Raw genomic sequence first — 23,038 nt, forward strand, 5'->3', positions numbered from 1 at the left:
AGCCCATGCTCCGCGCGATGCAGGCGAACGACGAACTCAACGAAGTCCTCAAGAACCGCGTCGGCAAGGCGTGCACGCTTCTTGATGAAGGCGTGCCCCTTTTCCCCAATTCCTTCCGTAAGGATACCGACGTCGCCTACATCGTCAAAAATTATGGCGAGCATGACGGCGAGGCCCTTGAGGCCTTGGAGGAAAAGTTTGCGATTGCCGGCCGAATCGTGGCCCACAGGTCGTTCGGCAAGGTGGCGTTCTTCCACCTGCAGGACGCCACGGGCCGCATGCAGGTCTACGTCGCTCGCGACGAGATCGGCCCTGATGCCTACAATATTTTCAAGAAATTCGACCTCGGCGACATCGTCGGCGTGCATGGCAGACTGTTCCGCACCAAGACCGGCGAGCTGACCGTTCTGGCCGACTCCGTGCAGTTGGTGACCAAGTCCATGCGCCCGCTGCCCGAGAAGTACCACGGCCTCAAGGACGTCGAGACCCGCTACCGCCAGCGCTACGTGGACCTCATCGTCACCGAGAAGACCAAGCAGATTTTCGAGACCCGCACCAAGATCGTGCGCGCCTTCCGCAACTTCATGGATTCCAAGGGATTCCTCGAAGTGGAGACGCCCATGCTCCAGCCCATTCCGGGCGGTGCGACCGCCAAGCCCTTCGAGACGCACCACAACGCCCTCGATATGAAGCTCTACATGCGCATCGCGCCCGAGCTGTACCTCAAGCGGCTTCTGGTCGGCGGTTTCGAGAAGGTCTACGAGATCAACCGCAACTTCCGCAACGAAGGCATCTCCACCCGGCACAACCCCGAATTCACCATGTGCGAATTCTACTGGGCGTATGCCAATTTCCATGACCTCATGGATCTCACCGAGGAGCTGTTCGCCCACGTTGCCATGGAGGCCTGCGGCACGACGAAGGTTCCCTATCAGGGCGAAATCATCGACCTGAGCCTCGGCGCGTGGACGCGCATGCGCTTCCACGAGTCCATCGAGAAGATCGGTGGCATCTCCCCCGAAATCTACCAGGACTACGACAAGGCCGTGGCGCTGGTGAAGAAGGAAGGCGAGAAGGTCGTCCAGGGCGAAAAGCTCGGCAAGGTTCAGGCCAAGCTGTTCGACATCTTCGTGGAGCCGCGCCTCATCCAGCCGCATTTCATCTATGGGTATCCCACGGAGATTTCGCCGCTGTCGCGCCGTAACGACGAGGATCCCACCATCACCGACCGCTTCGAGTTGTTCATCACCGGTCGCGAGTTGGGCAACGCCTTCTCCGAACTTAACGACCCCGTCGATCAGCGCCTGCGCTTCGAGGATCAGGTCAAGGAGAAGGAAGCCGGTGACGAGGAAGCCCACTACATGGACTCGGACTACGTCCGCGCCCTTGAGTACGGCATGCCCCCGGCTGCGGGACAGGGCGTCGGCATCGATCGCCTTGTCATGCTGCTGACGGATTCCGCCAGCATCCGCGAGGTCATCCTCTTCCCGCTGCTTCGGCCGGAGGTCGGCTCCGGATCATGAGCTTCGAATCGTTCATCGCCCTCAGGTATCTGATCGCACGCCGCGGTCAGGCGTTCATCTCGGTCATCTCGGTCATCTCGATTCTCGGCGTGGCCCTCGGCGTGGCTGCACTGATCGTGGTTCTGGGGGTGATGAACGGTATGAGCACCGACATGCGGGACAAGATTCTCGGCGTCAACGCGCACCTCGTGGTGTCCAGCGTTGACGGGAGAATCCCCGACCGTGCCGAGACCAGCCGCAGGGCGGCAAGCGTGAAGGGCGTCACCGGCGTGACGCCCTTCGTGTACTACGAGGTCATGCTCAGCACGCGTCAGGGCGTGAAGGGCGTGGTTCTGCGCGGCATCGATCCCGCGTCCGCCGGAACCGTGCTCAGTCTGGCTCGCGACATGAATCAGGGGGCGCTGGAGGATCTGGTCTCCGGCTACGGTCCCGACGGCCCTCCTGGCATCATCATCGGCGACGAGCTTGCCAAGCGGCTCGGCCTTGCGCGCGGCAGCCTCGTGAATCTGCTGTCTCCGGCCGGAAAGAGGACGTCCGCGGGCTATGTGCCCACGGTGCGCATCTTCCGCGTCGTCGGCGTGTTCAAGACTGGCATGTACGAGTACGACTCGTCCCTCGCCTACGTCACCATCCCCGCCGCGCAGGAACTCTTGAGCCTTGGCGACGACGTGGTCAACGGCCTTGAGCTTCGCGTGGACGACGTGGACCGCGCCACGCAGATCGGACGCGAGGTTTCGCAGGCTGTGGGCGGCTATCCGTTCTACGTGCGTTCGTGGCAGGAGATGAATGCCAACCTTTTCGCTGCGCTCAAGCTGGAGAAGGTGGGCATGTTCGTGATTCTGGTCATGATCGTGCTGGTCGGCTCGTTTTCCATCGTCACCACGCTGGTCATGCTGGTCATGGAGAAGACGCGCGACATCGCCATCCTCATGTCCATGGGTGCCACGCGCGAGAGCGTCCGCCGCATCTTCATGCTGCAGGGGATGATTATCGGCGTCGCGGGGACGGCGCTCGGCTACGCGCTGGGCCTGACCCTGTGCTGGCTGCTGCAGAAGTACCAGTTCATCGAGTTGCCCAAGGGCATCTACTCCATGGACCACCTGCCGGTACTCCTCGAATGGCTGGACATGGTGATTATCGGCATTTCGGCCCTCGGCCTGTGCTTCATCGCCACCATCTATCCCGCGCGGCAGGCCTCGCGGCTGATGCCTGCCGAGGCCTTGCGCCATGAATAATTTCCCGTTGTATGAATTGCGGGCTGTTGGTAAGGAGTTTGCCGGACCCGGCGAACAGGTTGTTGTTCTGCGCAATATCGACATGCGCGTGGAGGAGGGCGAAACTCTCGCCATCATCGGGGCGTCCGGCTCCGGCAAGTCCACGCTGCTGCATATTCTCGGGACGCTCGAAACACCCTCGTCGGGGGAGGTCCATTTCCGGGGGAAGGATCTCGTGCGACTGAATGGCCGCGAAAGGGCCGGCTTCCGCAATAGGGAAATCGGCTTCGTCTTTCAGTTCCACCATCTGCTCCCGGAATTTTCGGCACTCGAAAACGTGGCCATGCCCGGAATCATCTCCGGCATGTCCCGCGCCGAGGCCTTTGCTCGCGCCGAGGAGGCGCTGGCGCTCACGGGGTTGTCGGGACGCTCTTCCCACCGCGTGACGACGCTTTCCGGCGGAGAGCGTCAGCGGGCGGCCATCGCCCGGGCTATCCTCCTGCGGCCCAAGGTGCTTCTGGCCGATGAACCCACCGGCAGTCTGGACGAAAGAAATGGCGAGAAGATAGGAAGCCTGCTCTTCGATCTCAACCACGAACTTGGAATGACGCTTGTCGTCGTTACGCACAACCACGATCTGGCCCTGAAAATGAACAGACGCTTGGAACTGCGCTCCGGAGAACTCTATGAACAAGTTGATTGAGCGGATGCGGCTCTTGTGCGCCTGCCTTGCGGCGTGCGCAATTCTCGCGGGTATCCGACCCGCCGCCGAGGCTGCGGAAGCCGTGCGGCTCAAGGTCGTTGTGCTGCCCTTTGAGGTTCGCGCCGACCAGCAGCTCGACTACCTGAAGCAAAGCCTGCCCCAACTCCTCAATGACCGGCTCAAGGAGCTGGGCTTCGACGTGGTGGGGCATGACGATATGTTCAAGCTGCTTGAACAGAACGACATCGAATATCTCGACCTCGCGTCCGCGAAGGACATTGCGCTGCTCGCCGGGGCGAACTACGCCCTGTACGGCAGCTTCAATCAGCTTGGGGAAACCCTCAGCCTGGATGTCCGTCTCGTGGAGGCCTTCGGTCTCAAGCCCCCCAAGCCGCTGTTCGTGGTCAAGGAAGGGCTGATCAACGTCATCCCCGCCATTCAGGAGCTCGCGGACAAGGTTCGCATGGAGCTTCTGCGCAAGCAGAGCATCGCCGTCATCGACGTCGAGGGCACCAAGGTTCTCGAAAAGGACGTCGTGCTCATGCGCCTGCGCACTCGGCAGGGCGACATCTACGATCCCAAGGCCCTCAACGAGGAAATCAAGCGCGTGTACGAGCTTGGCTACTTCGAGGACGTGCAGGCCCGCATGGACGACCTGCCGGACGGCATCAAGCTGACCTTCGTGGTCAGCGAGCGTCCGCGCATTCAGGCCGTGAGCATCCTCGGCAACGAGGAACTTGACGCCGACGACGTGCTGGAACTCATGTCCACCAAGACCGGCGCGGTCCTCAACCCCAAGGTGCTCGCCGACGATCTGACCAAGATTCGCGAGGAGTACCGCAAGAAGGGCTACTACAAGGCCGAGGTCACCTACGAGCTTGAGGAGTCCGACGCCAAGCAGGCCCGCCTGAACATTCGCATCAAGGAAGGCAACAAGCTCTACATCCGTGGCATCGCCATCGAGGGTGCCGAGCAGATGGACGAGGATGATCTGAAGGGCGAGCTGGCTCTCGACGAGCGCGGCATCTTCTCGTGGATCACCGGTTCCGGCGTGCTCAAGGAAGACCTCCTCACCCGCGATAGCGCCGCCATTGAGGCCTACTACGGCAACCACGGCTTCATCGACGTAAAGGTCGGCCAGCCTGAGGTTCGCTACGAGGACGACGGCATCTACATTACCTTCAAGGTCGAGGAAGGCACCCGCTACAAGGTCGGCAACATCGCCTTCAAGGGCGACATTCTCGAAAGCGAGCAGAAGCTCGCCGAGGTCACCCGCATCGACGATCTCGCCGCCGAGGACGACTACTTCAACCGTTCCGTGCTGCATAGCGACTCGCAGCGGCTGACGGAGTACTACTCCAACTACGGCTACGCCTACGCCGAGGCCGACTACCACCTGTCGCCCAACCGCGAGGCCGCGACTGTCGACATCGAGTTCGAGCTGCGCAAGCGTGATAAGATTTACATCCGTCAGGTCATCATCGAGGGCAACTCCAAGACCCGCGACAACGTCATCCGCCGCGAGATGCGACTCTCCGACGGCGACCTCTACAGCGGTTCCATGCTGCGTCGTTCCGGCCAGCGCCTCGGCTACCTCGATTACTTCGATAGCGCCGACATCGAGCCGGTTCCCACCGGCGAGCCTGGCCTTATGGACCTCAAGGTCAAGGTGAAGGAGAAGAACACGGGTCGCCTGTCCGCTGGCGTGGGCTACTCCAGCGCCGACGGCGGCTTCCTCGCCGGTTCCATCGAGGAGCGAAACCTCTTCGGAAAGGGCTACTACACCGGCTTCACCGGTACCATTGGCGGGTCCGACTCCAACTACAACATCAGTTTCACCAACCCGCAGGTCAACGACTCCCCGCTGTCCATGGGCGGCGACCTCTACCTGACCAAGGTTGACTGGGACGACTACGACCGCGATACCGTGGGCGGCCGTGTGCGCATGGGCTACCCCCTTGGCGAGTACACCAACTTCATCTGGAACTACCGCCTCGAAAACTACGAGGTGTCCGAGGTGCAGGATGACGCTGCGTGGGAAATTCGCGAGGTCGAGGGCAACCACTGGCTGAGCTCCATGACCTTCGGCATCAAGCGCCGGACCACGGACCAGCGTCTCGATCCCACCTCCGGTTCCGTCTCCAGCCTTTCGCTGGAATACGCGGGTGGTGCGCTGCTGGGCGACGACGAGTTCATCAAGCTCATCGCCGAGCACAGCCAGTACTTCCCGCTGTGGCTCGACACCACCTTCCACGTGCACGGACGCTTCGGCTACGCCTTCGAGAACGGCAGCGACGAGATTCCGGTCTTCGAGCGCTTCTACCTCGGCGGTATCAACTCCGTGCGTGGCTATAGTTCCCGCCGGATTTCGCCTATCGACCCCGCGACTGGGGACCGTATCGGCGGCGACAAGATGGCCTTCGTCAATCTGGAGTACCTCTTCCCGCTGCTGGAGGACCTTGGCGTGAAGGGCGTGGTGTTCTTCGACGCGGGCAACGTGTGGGATGACGACGAATCCATGGATTTGGACTGGAAGAAGAGCGTCGGCGGCGGTATCCGCTGGTACTCGGCCTTCGGTCCGCTGCGCCTTGAATACGGCTACGCCCTCGACGAAGTCCACGATCAGGGCGGCAAGGGCAAGCTCGAATTCTCCATGGGCCAGTTCTTCTAGAATAATTGGGCAAACCCGCGCCCCGTGGTCGCTGTGTCGCGTGACATGCCGACGGCGGGGCGCGATTTCGGTTTACGGAATTGAAAACACCTCTCTTGTATAAGGAGTGAATCATGCGGAAAATTCTTCTCGCAATCGTTGCAGTCGTTCTTCTTGCTCCCGCCGCCTGGGCACAGGGCCCCATCGGTGTGGTGGACATGGCCAAGATCATCAAGACCTGCGAGCCCGGACAGAAGGCTCTGAAGGAACTTCAGGGCAGCTTCTCCGGCGTCAAGGACGACCTCGACAAGCAGAAGGCCAGCATCGAGCAGATGCGCCAGGAGATGCAGAAGCAGAGCCTTGTGCTGTCCCAGGAAGCCAAGATGGACAAGGAGATGGAGTTCAAGCGCAAGGTGCGTGACTTCCAGGATGCACTGCGCAACTACCAGCGCAAGGTTAAGGCTGAAGAAGAGCGCCTGTCCGAGCCGGTCATCAAGACCATCTTCGAAGTCATGAAGGATTTCGGCAAGAAGAATGGCTATGCCATGATTCTCGACGGCCGCGGTGCCGGTCTGCTCTACGTGGACGACAAGGCCGACGTGACCAATCAGATCATCGTGGAAGTCAACAAGGCCTCCCGCAAGAAGTAGCATCGGGGAATCTCCATGGAATTCCGCCTTTCGGAACTGGCGGCCCGACTGGGCCTGACCCTGCGCGGCGACGATTGCGTCGTGACCGGTGTGGGCACTCTTGAGTCCGCCGGTCCGGATGACATCACCTTCCTCGCCGACGCCAAGTACGCGGCCCTGCTGGATACCACGCGGGCCGCTGCCGTTGTTGTGGACGAAGCGCATGCGGCGGGCGTCGGCAGGGCGCTGGTGAGTGCCAATCCGTACATGGATTTCGCGCGCATCCTCTTCCTGTTCACGCCCGCGCAGGGCTGTCTGGAGGGAACCGGCGTCCACGAGCGCGCATTTGTGCATCCGGGCGCCGAGGTCGATCCCACGGCCGACATCTATCCCTTCGCCTTCGTGGCGGATGGGGCGAAGATCGGTCCGCGCACGCGTGTGTTTCCCGGCTGCTACGTCGGCGAGGGCTGCGTGATCGGCGAGGACTGCACCCTGTACCCCAACGTCTCGCTCATGGCGGGGACCGTGCTCGGCAACCGGGTCATGATCCACCCCGGAGCGGTGCTCGGAGCCGATGGCTTCGGCTACGTGCCCACGGACGACGGCCGACAGAAGATTCCGCAGGTCGGCCGCGTGGTGGTGGAGGACGACGTGGAGATTGGGGCGAATACCGCCATCGACCGCGCCATGCTCGACCGCACCGTCATCGGCCACGGCACCAAGATCGACAACCTCGTCCAGATCGCCCACAATTGCATCCTGGGCGAGCACTGCACCATCGTGTCGCAGGTGGGCATCGCGGGGAGCACGAAGGTGGGGCGCGGCGTGATCATGGCCGGTCAGGCTGGCGTCGCCGATCATGTGACCATCGGCAACGATGCGATCATCGGCCCCCAGTGCGGCGTGCGCACCGATGTTGAGGAAGGCCGTCGCATGGGCGGACATCCCGCCATGGACTACGGCACGTACATGCGCAACATGTCGCTGGCCCCCAAGATTCCCGATCTCTTCAAGCGCGTGAAGGCGCTGGAGAAGGAATTGGCGGCGCTTGTGACCAAGCGTACGGGAGAAGACAATGAGTAGAGTCGACCTTGGGTCCGTGGACATTCAGGGTATTCTGAAGATGCTTCCGCACCGGTATCCCTTCCTGATGGTTGACCGCATCACGGAGTTCGTGCCGGGCGAGAGCATCAATGCGTACAAGAACGTAACCTTCAACGAGCCGTTCTTTCAGGGCCATTTCCCGGAGCTTCCGGTCATGCCCGGCGTCATGATCTGCGAGTCCCTCGCACAGGCGGGCGGGCTGCTGGTCGGACTGACCGACGGACCTGAACGCGCCAAGGGCGTGTTCATGTTCACCGGGCTGGACAAGGTTCGCTTCCGTCGCCCGGTGCGTCCTGGCGACAAGCTTGAGCTTCGGGTTTCCGGCGTGCGCCGCAAGCTGAACATCGTCAAGATGCACGGGGTTGCCCTCGTGGACGGCGAGGTCGCCTGCGAGGGCGACATGAGCGCGGCGCTTGTGAAGAGGGAGGACATCTAGTGTCAACCGTGATCCATCCGACTGCCGTCGTCGATCCCGGCGCGCAGCTCGGCGAGAACGTCGTCGTCGGCCCCTACGCCATCATCGAGGCGGACACCCGCATCGGCGACAACACCCATATCGACGCCTTCGCCCAGATCAAGCGCTTCACCACCATGGGCAGCGACAACCACATCCACTCCAACTCCCTCGTGGGCGGCGATCCGCAGGATATCAAGTTCAAGGGTGCAGAGACCACGCTGGTCATGGGCGATCGCAACATCATCCGGGAGTTCACCACCATCCACCGGGGAACCCCCGGCGGCCGTGGCGAAACGCGCATCGGCTCCGACTGCATGATCATGGCCTACGCCCACGTCGCCCATGACTGCCGCCTGTCCGATCATTCCATCCTGACCAACTGCGTCATGCTGGCCGGTCACGTGGACGTGGGCTATCACGCGGTGGTCGGCGGCATGTGCGGCGTGCACCAGTTCAGCCGCATCGGCGACTATGCCTTCATCGGCGGCATGACCGGCGTGACCATGGACGTTCCGCCCTATTGCATGGCTGCGGGCACCCGCGGTTCCCTGCGCGGGCTGAACACCATCGGCCTGCGCCGTGCGGGCATCTCCCGCGAGGCCATTCGCGGCCTGAAGGAGGCCTACATGGCGATCTTCAGGTCCGAGCTCACCCGTCAGGAGGCGCTGTCCAAGGTCGAGGCCGAGGAGAGCGAGATTCCCGAGGTGCGGCACTTCCTCGAATTCATCCGTTCCAGCGAGCGCGGCTGCCTGTCCGACGTGAGCCGCAACGCCAAGCACGTGGACTGAGCGACTTCATGGCTTCCGAGACCATCGGCATTATCGCGGGCGGCGGGCAGTTTCCCTTCCTCGTTGCGCACGGAGCGCGCGAGCTGGGCATGCGCGTCGCCGCCGTGGGCTTCACCGGCCATACGGACATGACCCTCGGCGAAAGCACTGACGCCTTCCGCGAGCTGCACATCGGGCAGCTTGCGCGGCTCATCGGCTTCTTCCGCGAAGAGGGCGTGAAGCGCATCGTGCTGGCCGGGGCCATCAACAAGCCCCGCGCTCTCGACATCCGCCCTGATTTCCGCGCGGTGAAGCTGCTGTTCAAGCTGCGCACCAAGGGGGACGACGCCATCCTGAAGACCGTGGCCGCAGAGCTGGAGTCCGAGGGCTTTTCCGTCGTTTCCGCGCTGGCTCTCGTGCCCGGTCTGGGCACGCCCGCCGGGCCGCTCACCAGCAAGGCTCCGCGCGAGTCGGACTGGGACGATCTGCGCTACGGTTGGCCCAAGGCCAAGGCCATCGGTGCCATGGACATCGGCCAGTCGCTCATCGTCAAGAACGGCATGGTGGTCGCGGTGGAAGGGCCGGAAGGCACGGACGAGGCGCTTCGGCGCGCCGGACGTCTTGTCGGGCCGGGCTGTGTGCTGGTCAAGGTCTACAAGCCGGGGCAGGATGATCGCATCGATTTGCCCGCGGCCGGATTGCAGACCGTGCGGACCATGATCGAGATCGGCGCGTCGTGCCTCGGCATCGAGGCGGGCAAGAGCCTGTTCTTCGATCTGGCCGAGGCCGTGGAACTCGCCGAGCGGCACGACATCCGCATCATCGGTCTCACTCCCGAGGAGATGGGCGGCGAATAGCGGCCGCCGAGAATACAAGATTCAGGAGCCGGTACGGACGACAGCAGTCGTCCGTACCGGCTCCTTCTTTTTTCCGCGTTGTGGCGACGTCGTTATCCGGCCGTGGCCTTGGCCCGTTCCTCATCGCTCATGGCGGCCAGTCGTTCGACGTCGGCGATGTCGAGGGCGAGGCCCTTGGCGACGGCGCGTCCGTAGTTGTGGTGCGCCTTGAAGAACAGGGCGCATTGACGCAGTTGGATGCGCGGGCAGGCACCGGAGAGATGCCCGACAATGTTGGCCACGAGGTTTGCGCGGTCCGTATCGGTCATGACCTTCGAGTAGAGCGCGCCCCCCTGTGCGAAGTCGTCGTTGGGGTGATCGAAGGCGTGGCGAGCACCTGTCCCGTCGAGGGGAATGTCGGGTTCGACGGCCGATGGTTCCGGAGCCGGGCCGCCGAAGCTGTTGGGCCAGTAGTTCGGCCCTGCGCCGCCGTTGTCGTCCACGCGCATGAAGCCGTCGCGCTGGTAGCTGTGCTCGGGGGCGTTTTTCGGCGCGTTGACCGGAATGAGGTGGTAGTTCGGGCCGAGGCGGTGGATGTGCGTGTCATGGTACGAGAATATCCGCGCCTGAAGCATCTTGTCCGGCGAGGCGGCGATGCCGGGGACGAGATTTCCGGGGCAGAAGGCGGCCTGCTCGACCTCGGCGAAGTAATTGACGGGATTGCGGTCGAGCACGAGCCTGCCGACGGTGATGGGCGGGACTTCGGCGTGGGGCCAGACCTTGGTGATGTCGAAGATGTCCCACTTGAAGTCCGCCGCCTGTTCGGGCGTGAGAATCTGCATTTCGAGCGTCCACGAGGGGTGTTCGCCTTTCGCGATGGCGTCGTGCAGGTCGCGGGTGGCGTGGTCGGGATCGCTTGCGCACATCTTCCGTGCCTCCGACCCCGTGAGGTTGCGGATGCCCTGATCGGTCTTGAAATGGTACTGGACCCAGAAGTACTCGTCCTTGGCGTTGTACCACTTGAAGGTGTGGCTGGAGTAGCCGTTCATGTGACGGTAGGTGGCGGGGGTGCCCCGGTCCGAGAAGAGGACCGTCACCTGATGGATGGATTCCGGCGTCAGGGACAGGAAATCCCAGAACATGTCGGCGTTTTTCAGGTTCGTTTCCGGATGGCGCTTCTGGGTGTGGATGAAGTCCGGAAACTTGAGCGGATCACGGATGAAGAAGACGGGCGTGTTGTTGCCGACGAAATCGTAGTTGCCTTCCTCGGTGTAGAATTTGACCGCGAAGCCACGGGGGTCGCGCTCCGCGTCTGCGGAACCCTTTTCGCCGCCAACGGTGGAGAAGCGCGCGAAGACCTCGGTTTTCTTGCCGACCTTGGAGAGAAAGGCCGCCTTGGTGTAGCGGGTCACGTCCGCGGTGACCTCGAAGTGCCCGTAGGCCCCGGCTCCCTTGGCGTGGACCACGCGTTCGGGAATGCGCTCGCGGTCGAAGTGGGCGAGCTTTTCCAGCAGGTGCATGTCCTGCATGAGCACCGGCCCGCGCGGACCGGCGGTCATGGAGTTGAGGTCGTTGCCCACGGGGATGCCGAAGGCGGTGGTGAGTTTCTTCTTCATGCCGTGCTCCTTGTTCGTTTGGGGGCGCAACGATGTCCTGCGGTCGCGGGATGGGCCCGCCCGCATTATGGCATGGGAACGCTGCCCGCCGGACGGCGGGACTCGTTACACAGTAGAACGGAAAGCGTGGAGCATGGCAAGGCTGGGAAACAAACATGCCCCCGGGCTTGCGCGAAGCTCCGGGGGCATGGGAAATGGCTGGTGTGACGGCTTGGAATTAGTCCTGCGGGCCGAAGGTCATGCGGGCGGTGGTCAGGCCGTGCATGGGCAAGATGGTGCCTTCCATTGCTCCGATGCGCTGGGCGGTGTCGTAGGCGACGAAGGCGTCGTAATGCACGCCGGGGCAGACGACCTTGCCGTTGCCCGGGAAGTTTTTTTCGTTGCAGCAGAAGCCGGGCAGGATGACCGGACCTTGCTCCGTCTGGATGATCACGGTCTGGATGCCCGGGGTGTGCCCCGGGGAGAGTTCCACGCGGATGCCGGGCAGGATTTCAGCGTCGCCGTCCACGGTCTCGAATTCGACGTCCTCGGTGAAGTATGTATCGTAGCGGTGGTCGAGGGGGTGCGGGTTGTTGCAGAATTCGAGTTCCTTCTTCTGCACGTAGTGGGTGGCTTTGGTGAACAGGCGGTTGTTGCCGCAGTGGTCGTCGTGGAGGTGGGTGTTGATGACTACGTCGATGTCGTCGGGGGTGAGCCCGTGCTCGGCAAGACACTCGGTGATGGTCTTCACCGACAGGCCGGTCTCGGCGACGAAGGCTTCCGGCTCGATGACCTCGTCCTCGTCGAGACCCGTATCTATGAGGATGTTCTTCCCGCCGCCGCGAACGAGCAGGGCGTAGATGGGCAGCCAGATGGGCTGGCCGTAGCCGCGCTGGTAGGTCATGATGCCCTGGTCCGGGTTGCGGACGCCGGTCAGCAGGGGGGTGATCGAATAGTTCATCGCGTGCGCTCCGTGTCTGTTGAAAGGTGGAAACGATGCAGGCGCTCGGCGATCGGCGGTCGGGACGGCCGGGGTGGGCCTTCCGGGCACGGAAACCGATGGCGGACGTCGCTCGCGAGATCAACCGGAATGCATGTTCGGGAGTAGTGCGTTCTCTTCCCGTTCATGCGTTTCGGGTTGCAGCGGTTCATGCACGGGGAGATAGTGGGCATGCGGACACGTCAAGTCAAGTGGCTGGGCGGACGCGTGTGGACATTTCGCGCCAAATGCGGGACCGATGCATTTGAAGTTCGGACGGAACTGATTTATACAGGCCCGTTGGACACTACACGAACCCAGACAGGAAGGCGACATGGGCCACGCACTTGGATTGAAATTCAGCGATTACGGCCAGATCTACTATTTCGACTCGGGCGCGTTCGTCGTGAACACGCACGACAGCGTCATCGTCAAGACGGATCAGGGCATGGGGCTGGGCGCGGTGATCACCGTGACCCCCGAGCCGCCCGAGGGCATTTCCCCCGAGGAACTCAAGCCCATCTTTCGGCTTGCGACGGAGGAGGACCTCGTCACGGCCGAGGAAAATCGCACGCTGGCGCGTGAAGCCTTCAGGTTTTGCAGGCGCTGCATAAGCGAGCGCGAACTCGAAATGAAGCTTGTCGATGTCGAGGTGTTCTTCGACCGCGGCAAGATCATATTCTATTTCACCGCGCCGGGACGCATTGATTTTCGCGAACTGGTCAAGGATCTGGTGAAAAACTACCGCACGCGCATCGAGCTGCGTCAGATCGGCGTGCGTCACGAGACGCAGATGATCGGCGCGGTGGGCAACTGCGGGCAGGTGGCGTGCTGCCGTCGCTTCATGCGCAAGTTCGCCCCGGTCACCATCAAGATGGCCAAGGAACAGAACCTGTTCCTGAACCCCACGAAAATTTCGGGAATCTGTGGTAGGCTCCTGTGCTGCCTGAGCTTCGAGGAGAAGAACTACGAGGAGTTCTATCGCCAGTGCCCGAAGATCGGCAAGCGCATGGATACTGACGACGGCATCCTCAAGGTGCTGCGCGCGAATTTCTTCCGCGGCAGCATCTCCGTGTTGTCAGAGTTCGGCGAGGAGCGCGAGCTGACCCTTGAGGAATGGCAGGCGCTCAATCCCCGCCGCATTGATCCCCAGCAGCTTCAGAAGCGCCTTCAGGAGGCGCAGGCCACCATGCGCACGGCCAAGGCCCGGCCGCAGCGCGGCAAGCCTCGCCCCGGCGCGCGCGCCGCGCAGAGCGAGGACGCCGCCGCGCCGTCGGACGCCGCACCGGCCCCCGCCCAAGCGGGAGGCGAAGCCGAGGGCGACGATTCCGCCGACTCCGGCCCGCTCCTTGCCGATGTGGATATGGCTGACGAAACGCCCGGTTTCGACGAGTCCGAGGATCGTGGCGACGACACGGCCGAAGGTGCGCCGGAATCCGCTCGGGGCCATGGTCGCGCTCCGCAGCCCAAGGGCCGCCCGTCCGGTGCAGAGCCGGGCGACCGCCAGAAGAACAAGCCCCGCCGCAAGACCCGTCGCAAGCCCCGTTCGCGTGGGCCGAAGGGCGAATAGACAGGCGAGAATCCAGGAGGAATACACTTGAGCCGCTTCTTCATCAGCACGCCCATCTACTACGTGAACGCCAAGCCCCATCTGGGCCATGCCTATTCGACCATCGTGGCCGACAGCATTGCGCGTTTCCATCGCATCATGGGCGACGAAACCTTTTTCCTGACCGGAACCGACGAGCATGGCGACAAGATCGCGCAGGCCGCCGAGGCCGCGGGCACGTCCCCGCGCGAGTTCGTCGACGAGATAAGCGGAACCTTCCGCAACCTTTGGCCCCGGCTGAACGTCTCCAACAACGACTTCATCCGCACCACCGAACAGCGCCACATCGACACCGTGCGCGAGGTGCTGCAGAAGGTCTACGATAGCGGAGACATCTACCAGAGCGAGTACGAGGGACTCTACTGCTACGGCTGCGAGCAGTTCCTCACCGAGAAGGACCTCGTGGACGGCAAGTGCCCGGACCACGACAAGGAACCCTCCGTCATCCGCGAGAAGAACTACTTCTTCCGCATGTCGAAGTATCAGGACTGGCTGCGCCAGTACATCATCGACAATCCGGACTTCATCCGGCCCGAGCGCTACCGCAACGAAGTGCTCTCCATGCTCGAAATGGGCGTGCTGGACGATCTGTGCATCTCCCGGCCCAAGTCCCGTTTGTCGTGGGGCATCGAGCTGCCGTTTGACCCGGACTACGTGACCTACGTGTGGTTCGATGCGTTGCTCAATTACATCACCGCCCTCGGCGGACCCGAAGGCGAGGATTTCGGTAAGTTCTGGCCCGGCGCGAACCACCTCATCGCCAAGGACATTCTGAAGCCCCACGCCATCTTCTGGCCCACCATGCTCAAGGCCGCAGGCTTCGAGCCGTACCAGCACCTCAACGTGCACGGCTACTGGCTGGTCAAGGACACCAAGATGTCCAAGTCGATCGGCAACGTGGTGGACCCGCTGTCCATGGTCGACACCTACGGCCTCGACGCCTTCCGCTACTTCCTGCTGCGCGAGATGCGCTTCGGACGCGACGCGTCCTTCTCCGAGACCGCGCTGGTGGGCAGGCTCAATGCCGACCTCGCCAACGACCTCGGCAACCTGTTCTCGCGCGTGTTGTCCATGACGCACAAGTACTTCGGCGGCGTGGTGCCCACCCCGTCCCGCAGGCACGAGAGCGTGGACGTGGAGATGCTCAATCTCGCCTCCAATTCCTTCACGAACTTCCAGCACCTGTTCGGCAACTTCGAGTTCGGACGCGGTCTGGAAGCCCTGTGGGAGTTGGTGCGCGGTCTGAACAAGTATGTGGATGCCACCCAGCCGTGGGCGCTGTTCAAGGCCGGGGATACCGAACGCCTTGGCGACGTCATGTACGTGCTGCTCATGCTCATGCGTAAGGTCGCGCTGCATGTGTGGCCGGTCATGCCCGCCACTGCCGAGACCATGCTGGCCCAGCTGGGGCAGGGCGAGAGCTTCGACCCTGCGTCCGTCGAACTGCCGGCTGAGGCCGAGAGCTTCGGACGGCTTGAGCCGGGCACCGCGCTGGCCAAGGGGTCGAACCTGTTCCCGCGCGTGGAATTGAAGGCCGAGGGCGAGGCCAAGCCCGCCGAGGCTCCTAAGCCCGCAAAGAAGGCCGAGGCCAAGGCCGAACCCAAGGCCAGCAAGGAGAAGCCCGTGACGCCCGAGGTGCCCGAAGCCATAGACTTCGCCGACTTCCAGAAGGTGGACCTGCGGGCCGGTGTGGTCCTGTCCTGCGAGCGGCACCCCGATGCGGACCGTCTGCTCGTGGTGCGCGTGGACCTCGGCGAGGCCGAGCCGCGTCAGATCGTGGCCGGGCTGGCAGAGTTCTTCAAGCCCGAGGAAATGGTGGGACGGCAGGTCGTCGTCGTGGCCAACCTCGCTCCCCGCAAGCTGCGCGGACTCATGTCGCAGGGCATGATCCTCGCCGTGCGCAAGGAGGGCGGCCTTGAACTGCTGACCGTTTCCGGGCCCGTGCCCGGCGGGAGCAAGGTTTCCTAGTCCCTGACACACTCTTCGCCGGAAGCGCCGTCCGGCGTTTCCGTCCGGACGGCGCGCCATGCGGATTCTCAATATCGACGGCAACTACTTCGTGCCCGAGTTCCGCGAACTCGGGCACGAAGTGCTCACCATCGGTCCCCGCCCTGGGGACGACGTGGTCATCGACCGCCAACTGCCGCTGGGCAGACTGGTCGATATCCTCGATTCGTGCGGATTCGTGCCCGATGTCGTGCTGTGGTGCGACATCGGCAAGCCGCCGGGAGTCTTCGGCTTCGAGGACCTGCCCGCCGCCACCATCGCCTTTTCCATCGATCAGTACTGCAACCCGTGGCACGTGCCCTACAGCGGCGGGTTCGATCTCGTCCTCGTGGCGCAGAAGGATTACCTCGATCTCTTCGCGCACGAGAGCCTTTCGCGGCGCGCGCGGTGGATGCCGCTGTTTTGCGAGCCGCGCTACGACACGCCGGACGATGCCCCGCGCGACATTCCCGTGAGCTTCGTGGGCACGGTGTCCGGCAGCATCAATGTGGAGCGGGCACGCTTTCTGGAGGCCTTTCGGCGCGTTCATCCGTTGTACGTGACCAGCGGGCGCTACCAGCCCATCTTCGCGCGAAGCCGCATCGTGCTGAACCAGAGCGCGGCGGGCGAGGTCAATTTCCGGGTCTTTCAGGCTGCGGCCTGCGGGGCCGCCGTGTTGACGGAGGACGTGGAGAACGGGCTTGGCGAGTTGTTTCGGGTAGGGCAGGATATACTGGTCTATCCGCGCGGCGACGCGACGGCTGCGGCCGTGGTGGCCGCACGCGCGCTGGCGGATGCCGAGGGCTTGGCGCGCATCGCGCAATCCGGGCGGGAACGCGTGCTGACACGGCACTCCAGCCTGTCGCGAGCGCGGACCATTCTGCGCGAGGCCGATGCGCTGGTCCGCGCAGGGTCGTGGTTGCGTCGCAGGGCAGAGCGTGCGACCGTACGATCGGAGCTTGCCAAGGCGTTTCTCTCGCTGGCGACGGATGCGAAACTGCCCCTGCCGCCCGAGCATCGCGCCAAGTATGCGCATATAGGGAATCTGTACATGAACCGGGGATAGCGGCGGACTCTTTTCGCTGGACGAGTGAAGGCTCGTCAACTATAACACGCCCAGCCTTCCACCGGGAGGCACGATCCCGGCTTACATTCTCCCGATTTCCCCCCATGCAGGACGAACAGCGCGGCCAGCGGCCCGAACCGTCTGGTGCGCGTCAAGAAGTACATAACCCGAACCATACCGACACGACATGCCCAAACGCACCGACATCAAGAAAATCATGCTGATCGGCTCCGGGCCAATCGTCATCGGCCAGGCCTGCGAGTTCGACTATTCTGGAACCCAGGCGCTCAAGGCCCTCAAGGAAGAAGGGTACGAAGTCATCCTCGTCAACTCGAATCCGGCCACCATCATGACCGATCCCGAGTTGGCTGACAGGACGTACATCGAACCCATCGAGCCTGAGACGGTGGCCCGCATCATCGAGAAGGAGCGCCCCGACGCCATTCTGCCCACGCTGGGCGGACAGACGGGCCTGAACACGGCGTTGGCCGTGGCCGAGATGGGAGTGCTGGACAAGTTCGGCGTCGAACTCATCGGCGCATCCCGCGAGGTCATCGAAAAGGCCGAAAGCCGCGACCTGTTCCGCAAGGCCATGGACAACATCGGCCTCAAGGTTCCGGAAAGCTACATCGCCCGCACCATTGACGACGTGCGCGAGGCCGCCAAGATTCTTCCCTTCCCGATCATCATTCGTCCCGCCTACACCCTTGGCGGAACCGGCGGCGGCGTCGCCTACAACATGGAGGACCTGCTGGAGATTTCCGGACAGGGCCTTGCCGCCAGCCGCACCAGCGAGGTCATGCTCGAACAGTCCGTCTTGGGCTGGAAGGAATACGAGCTTGAGGTGATGCGCGACAAGAATGACAACTGCGTCATCATCTGTTCCATCGAGAACCTCGATCCCATGGGCGTGCACACCGGCGACTCCATCACCGTCGCCCCGGCCCAGACCCTCACTGACTCCGAATACCAGCGCATGCGCGATGCCGCCATTGCTATCATGCGCGAGATCGGCGTGGAGACCGGCGGTTCCAACGTCCAGTTCGCGGTGAATCCCGCCGATGGCGAGCTCGTCATCATTGAGATGAACCCCCGCGTGTCGCGCTCCTCGGCGCTGGCCTCCAAGGCCACCGGCTTCCCCATCGCCAAGATCGCCGCGAAGCTCGCCGTGGGTTACACCCTCGACGAACTGCCCAACGACATCACCCGCGAGACGATGGCCTCCTTCGAGCCGTCCATCGACTACGTGGTGACCAAGATTCCTCGCCTGACCTTCGAGAAGTTCCCCGGCACCCAGGACGTGCTGACCACCTCCATGAAGAGCGTGGGCGAGGCCATGAGCATCGGCCGCACGTTCAAGGAGTCCCTCCAGAAGGGTCTGCGTTCCCTCGAAATCGGCATGCCCGGTCTCGGCAAGGACTTCGTGCGCATGTGCCCGGAGAAGGACGAGATCATGGCGAAGCTGCGCCGACCCAACTCCAAGCGCATCTTCTACATTCGTCACGCCATGCACTGCGGCCTGACCAACGAGGAAATCCACGAGGCGTCGAGCATCGACCCGTGGTTCATTCGCCAGATTCGCGACATCGTGGATGTGGAGGAGGAACTGCGCAACTTCAGCCTGAGCGAGACCCTCTCGGCCCAGAGCCCCGAACTGCGCTCCATCATGCGCAGAGCCAAGGAGAACGGATTCTCCGATCGGCAGCTCGCCGCGCTGTGGAAGCTCCACGAGGGTGACGTTCGCCGCCTGCGCGAGGAAGCCGGCATATTGCCGACCTTCTACCTCGTCGATACCTGCGCCGCGGAATTCGAGGCGCAAACCCCGTATTTCTATTCCACCTACGAGTCCGGCAGCGAGGTCGAGGCCAGCGAGGGCCGCAAGGTCATGATCCTCGGTGGCGGACCCAACCGCATCGGTCAGGGCATCGAGTTCGACTACTGCTGCGTCCACGCCTCCTACGCGCTGCGTGAGGAAGGCGTGACCTCCATCATGGTCAACTCCAACCCCGAAACCGTCTCCACGGACTACGACACCTCGGACAAGCTCTACTTCGAGCCGCTGACCTTCGAGGACGTCATGAACATCGTGGAGTTCGAGAAGCCCGACGGCGTCATCGTGCAGTTCGGCGGCCAGACTCCGCTGAACCTCGCTGTGCCGCTTCTGCGTGCGGGCGTGAACATCCTCGGCACGCATCCCGACTCCATCGACCGCGCCGAGGACCGCGAGCGCTTCCAGACGTTGATCAAGAAGCTCGGCCTGCGCCAGCCCGACAACGGCACGGCCATGAGCGTGGAAGAGGCCGTGGAAGAGGCCGCCATCATCGGCTACCCGGTGGTGGTCCGCCCGAGCTACGTGCTCGGCGGTCGGGCCATGGAAATCGTCTACGACGAGGACGGCCTGCGCACCTACTTCCGCGACGAGGTTCAGGCCGCGCCGGAGCATCCCATCCTCATCGACAAGTTCATCGAGAACGCCGTCGAGGTGGACGTGGACGCGCTGTCCGACGGCGAGGACGTCTACGTGGCCGGCGTCATGGAGCACATTGAGGAGGCGGGCATCCACTCCGGCGACTCCGCCTGCGTTATCCCGCCCATCACCCTCGGTGCGCTCATCGTGGAGGAGATTCGTCGTCAGACCATCGCCCTCGCGAGGGAGCTGCACGTCGTCGGCCTCATGAACATCCAGTTCGCGGTCAAGGAAGGCATCATCTACATCCTTGAGGTCAACCCCCGCGCCAGCCGTACGGCACCCTTCGTGTCCAAGGCCACCGGCGTGCCGCTGCCCAAGCTGGCCACCAAGGTCATGCTCGGCGCGAAGGTCAAGGATCTCGATCCGTGGAGCATGCGCAAGAGCGGCTACGTCTCCGTCAAGGAGAGCGTGTTCCCGTTCAACCGCTTCCCCGGCGTGGACGTGCTGCTCGGACCCGAGATGCGCTCCACCGGCGAGGTCATGGGCATCGACACCTCCTTCGGCATGGCCTTCTTCAAGGGCCAGCTGGCGGGCGGACAGAAGCTGCCGACCTCGGGCACGGTGTTCATCTCCGTCAATGATCCTGACAAGGAAGGCATCGTTGACGTTGCGGCCACCTTCAAGCAGCTCGGATTCAATATCCTCGCCACCAGCGGCACGGCCCGCTTCCTCTCCCGCCGCGGAGTGGAGACTGAGACCGTGTTCAAGGTCTACGAGGGCCGTCCCCACGTGGTGGACCGCATCAAGAACGGCGAGGTCGATCTGGTCATCAACACCGCTTCCGGCAAGAAGACCGTCGGCGACTCGTCCGTGATCCGGCAGAACACTCTCCTGTACGGCATCCCCTACACCACCACGGTGGCCGGGGCCCGGGCCATGGCCCATGCGCTTCGCGAGCTCAAGGAACGCGAGCCGGGCGTGCGTAGCCTTCAGGAATACTACAAGGCCTAGAACTTCAACCGGCCGCCCTTGGGACGGCATCCGGCAAGGAAATGAAGAAGGAATACTGCGGACTGTTCGGTATCTACAATCATCCGGAAGCTGCACGGATGACCTACTTCGGCCTTTACGCGCAGCAGCACCGCGGGCAGGAGAGCGCCGGCATCGTCACTTGGGACGGTTCCAAGCTTCGTGAGCAGAAGGGTATGGGGCTGGTGGCCGACGTGTTCAACGAAAGCCACCTGAGCGAACAGCTCAAGGGCAACATCGCCATCGGTCATGTGCGCTATTCCACGACGGGGGCGTCGCTTCTGCGCAACGCCCAGCCGTTCATGGTCCGCTTCGGCGACACCATGATCGCCATTGCCCACAACGGTAACCTCGTCAACGCGCACGAGTTGCGCGTTGAATTGGAGCACGGCGGCGCGATCTTCCAGACCACCATGGACTCGGAAGTTATCGTCCACCTCATCGCCCGCAACATGAACGTTGATGGCGATTGCATCGAGGATGCCGTGGCCAAGGCCTGCCGCAGGGTGAAGGGTGCCTTCTCCCTGCTTATTCAGGCCAACGAGAAGCTCATCGCGGTGCGCGATCCTCACGGCATTCGGCCGCTGGCACTGGGCCGCGTGGGCGATTCCTACGTGTTGGCCTCCGAGACCTGCGCCTTCGATCTGCTTGAAGCCGACTGCCTGCGTTCCATTCGTCCCGGCGAGATGCTCATTCTCGACGGCGAGGGCCAGCGCAGCAAGCTGTATGCGGAACCCAACGGCCGCAAGCAGTGCATCTTCGAGCTGATCTACTTCGCTCGGCCCGACTCCGACGTGTTCGGCCAGAACGTCTACGGTTGCCGCAAGGCCATGGGCATGGCCCTGGCCAACGAGGCACCCGTGGACGCCGACTTCGTCATGCCCTTCCCGGATTCCGGCAACTACGCCGCCGTGGGCTACGCGCAGGCCTCTGGCCTGCCCTACGAGCAGTGCATGATCCGCAACCACTACGTGGGCCGGACCTTCATCCAGCCCTCGCAGGACATGCGCGACTTCAGCACCCGCGTGAAGCTCAATCCCGTGCGTAGCATGGTCAAGGACAAGCGACTTCTGGTCGTTGAGGACTCCATCGTCCGCGGCACCACCATCCGCACCCGCGTGAAGAAGCTGCGCGAACTGGGCGCACGGGAAATCCACATGCGTGTGGCTTGCCCGTCCATCAAGTTCCCCTGCTTCTACGGCATCGACTTCTCCAGCAAGGGCGAACTCATCGCGGCCAACCACGCCGTGGAGGACATCGCCCGCTACATCGGACTGGACAGCCTGCACTATCTGTCCATCCCCGGTCTGCTCTCCTCCGTGGAGGGACCGGATAACTTCTGTCTGGCCTGCTTCGACGGCGACTATCCCATCCCGCCCTGCGAGGGCGCGGGCAAGATGTGCCTCGAATAGCCCGGCATAGACATCAGGTATACAATAGCAATGACTCCCAAGGCTTTGGAGCGTGATTGGCTGGCCCTCGGCCGCGAGGCCCTCGACATCGAGATCGAGGGCCTGCGCGAGGTCCGGTCGAAGCTCAATGGCGGTTTCGTGGAGGCGCTCGAACTTCTGGGCGCCTGCACGGGCCGTGTGGTGATTACCGGCATCGGCAAGTCTGGCCTCGTGGGCCGCAAGATCGCGGCTACCCTGTCCAGCACCGGCACGCCGTCCTTCTTCCTGCATCCCGTGGAAGGGGCGCATGGAGATCTCGGCATGCTGCGTCCGGAGGATGTGGCGCTGGCCATCTCCAACTCCGGCGAAACGGATGAACTCAACGCCATCCTGCCCACGCTGCGCAGCCTTGGGCTGCGCATCATCGGCATGACCGGCCGCAGCGATTCCACGCTGGCGCGTCTGTCGGACATTGTGCTCGACTGCGGCGTGAGCCGCGAGGCCTGCCCCCTCGGGCTGGCCCCCACGGCCAGCACCACCGCCGTGCTCGCGCTGGGCGATGCGCTGGCCTCGTGCCTCATCACCTGGAACCGTTTCGAGAAGGAGGACTTCGCGAAGCGGCATCCCGGCGGGTCGCTCGGGCAGCGCCTGAGCGCCTGTGTGCGCGAACTCATGCATACCCATGGCATGCCCGCCGCCCGTGAGAGCGTGTCCCTTGGCGAAGCGCTCATCGCGCTGAACGAGGGCGGTCTCGGCGCACTGGCGCTGACCGACGAGGGCGGACGCTTCACGGGTATCCTCACCGATGGCGACGTCCGCCGCCTACTGTGTGGCGGTAGCGTGAATCCCGAGGCGGCCGTCTCGGCGTTCATGACCCGCAACCCGGCCTGCGCGCGGCCCGACGTGTCCGCCGCTGAGGTGCTCGACGTCATGGAATCCCGCCAGATCACCGTCATTCCCGTCGTGGACGGGGAGGGCATTCTGGTGGGCATGATCCACCTGCACGACCTGCTCGGAAAGGGGCACCTGAAGTTCTCCGTGTAGCGGAGAAACATGGACCAGCGAATGAATCGACTGATCAACGAAACCG

At 63.2% G+C, this 23,038-nt stretch carries 17 protein-coding genes; 15 read left to right on the top strand and 2 right to left on the bottom strand.

Annotated elements, in window-relative coordinates:
- Positions 1–5 precede the first annotated feature (5 nt).
- From lysS to GGQ74_RS12715, 9 genes are all read left to right on the top strand, one after another.
- The gene (gene lysS / locus GGQ74_RS12675) at positions 6–1,523 is read left to right on the top strand and encodes a lysine--tRNA ligase (RefSeq protein ID WP_167942003.1); all 1,518 of its coding nucleotides are present in this window, start codon (positions 6–8) and stop codon (positions 1,521–1,523) included.
- A complete protein-coding gene (locus GGQ74_RS12680) occupies positions 1,520–2,758 on the top strand; it encodes a lipoprotein-releasing ABC transporter permease subunit (protein ID WP_167941903.1) in 1,239 nt (412 codons plus the stop codon). Before lysS ends, GGQ74_RS12680 begins: the two co-directional genes overlap by 4 nt.
- Positions 2,751–3,440: an ABC transporter ATP-binding protein gene (locus GGQ74_RS12685; RefSeq protein WP_167941904.1), complete on the top strand. Its 690-nt coding sequence runs from the start codon at positions 2,751–2,753 to the stop codon at positions 3,438–3,440. Before GGQ74_RS12680 ends, GGQ74_RS12685 begins: the two co-directional genes overlap by 8 nt.
- Positions 3,424–6,111 (top strand): outer membrane protein assembly factor BamA, encoded by a 2,688-nt coding sequence (gene bamA / locus GGQ74_RS12690; RefSeq protein WP_245168245.1) that lies wholly within the window; start codon positions 3,424–3,426, stop codon positions 6,109–6,111. The genes GGQ74_RS12685 and bamA overlap by 17 nt, the downstream gene beginning before the upstream one ends.
- 113 nt (positions 6,112–6,224) lie before the next feature.
- Positions 6,225–6,740 carry an OmpH/Skp family outer membrane protein gene (locus GGQ74_RS12695; RefSeq protein WP_167941905.1) on the top strand — a complete coding sequence of 172 codons (516 nt, stop codon included), beginning with the start codon at positions 6,225–6,227 and terminating at the stop codon, positions 6,738–6,740.
- A 15-nt stretch (positions 6,741–6,755) separates the two neighbouring features.
- Positions 6,756–7,802: a UDP-3-O-(3-hydroxymyristoyl)glucosamine N-acyltransferase gene (gene lpxD / locus GGQ74_RS12700; RefSeq protein WP_167941906.1), complete on the top strand. Its 1,047-nt coding sequence runs from the start codon at positions 6,756–6,758 to the stop codon at positions 7,800–7,802.
- Complete coding sequence (gene fabZ / locus GGQ74_RS12705) at positions 7,795–8,259, top strand: 3-hydroxyacyl-ACP dehydratase FabZ (protein ID WP_167941907.1); 465 nt, start codon at positions 7,795–7,797, stop codon at positions 8,257–8,259. Before lpxD ends, fabZ begins: the two co-directional genes overlap by 8 nt.
- Positions 8,259–9,068 (top strand): acyl-ACP--UDP-N-acetylglucosamine O-acyltransferase, encoded by an 810-nt coding sequence (lpxA, locus tag GGQ74_RS12710; protein WP_167941908.1) that lies wholly within the window; start codon positions 8,259–8,261, stop codon positions 9,066–9,068. Before fabZ ends, lpxA begins: the two co-directional genes overlap by 1 nt.
- Positions 9,069–9,076: 8 nt before the next feature.
- Complete coding sequence (locus tag GGQ74_RS12715) at positions 9,077–9,904, top strand: LpxI family protein (protein ID WP_167941909.1); 828 nt, start codon at positions 9,077–9,079, stop codon at positions 9,902–9,904.
- Positions 9,905–9,996: 92 nt separating this feature from the next.
- On the opposite strand, the gene GGQ74_RS12720 is transcribed toward GGQ74_RS12715, so the two are convergent.
- The gene (locus tag GGQ74_RS12720; protein WP_167941910.1) at positions 9,997–11,499 is read right to left on the bottom strand and encodes a catalase; all 1,503 of its coding nucleotides are present in this window, start codon (positions 11,497–11,499) and stop codon (positions 9,997–9,999) included.
- A gap of 217 nt (positions 11,500–11,716) precedes the next feature.
- The gene (locus GGQ74_RS12725) at positions 11,717–12,439 is read right to left on the bottom strand and encodes an N-acyl homoserine lactonase family protein (protein WP_167941911.1); all 723 of its coding nucleotides are present in this window, start codon (positions 12,437–12,439) and stop codon (positions 11,717–11,719) included.
- Positions 12,440–12,791: 352 nt separating this feature from the next.
- On the opposite strand from GGQ74_RS12725, the gene GGQ74_RS12730 reads away from it, so the two are divergent.
- From GGQ74_RS12730 to GGQ74_RS12755, 6 genes are all read left to right on the top strand, one after another.
- Complete coding sequence (locus tag GGQ74_RS12730) at positions 12,792–14,027, top strand: regulatory iron-sulfur-containing complex subunit RicT (RefSeq protein WP_167941912.1); 1,236 nt, start codon at positions 12,792–12,794, stop codon at positions 14,025–14,027.
- A 27-nt stretch (positions 14,028–14,054) separates the two neighbouring features.
- A complete protein-coding gene (metG, locus tag GGQ74_RS12735) occupies positions 14,055–16,034 on the top strand; it encodes a methionine--tRNA ligase (protein ID WP_167941913.1) in 1,980 nt (659 codons plus the stop codon).
- Between the two features lie 58 nt (positions 16,035–16,092).
- Positions 16,093–17,118 carry a glycosyltransferase family protein gene (locus tag GGQ74_RS12740; RefSeq protein WP_167941914.1) on the top strand — a complete coding sequence of 342 codons (1,026 nt, stop codon included), beginning with the start codon at positions 16,093–16,095 and terminating at the stop codon, positions 17,116–17,118.
- A 187-nt stretch (positions 17,119–17,305) separates the two neighbouring features.
- Positions 17,306–20,539: a carbamoyl-phosphate synthase large subunit gene (gene carB, locus GGQ74_RS12745; protein ID WP_167941915.1), complete on the top strand. Its 3,234-nt coding sequence runs from the start codon at positions 17,306–17,308 to the stop codon at positions 20,537–20,539.
- Between the two features lie 41 nt (positions 20,540–20,580).
- Entirely contained in the window at positions 20,581–21,969 is a 1,389-nt protein-coding gene (gene purF / locus GGQ74_RS12750; protein WP_167941916.1) for an amidophosphoribosyltransferase, read from the top strand.
- 30 nt (positions 21,970–21,999) lie between these two features.
- A complete protein-coding gene (locus GGQ74_RS12755) occupies positions 22,000–22,992 on the top strand; it encodes a KpsF/GutQ family sugar-phosphate isomerase (protein ID WP_167941917.1) in 993 nt (330 codons plus the stop codon).
- Positions 22,993–23,038 lie beyond the last annotated feature (46 nt).

This window comes from Desulfobaculum xiamenense (genome assembly GCF_011927665.1).
GTDB classification, from domain to species: domain Bacteria; phylum Desulfobacterota; class Desulfovibrionia; order Desulfovibrionales; family Desulfovibrionaceae; genus Desulfobaculum; species Desulfobaculum xiamenense.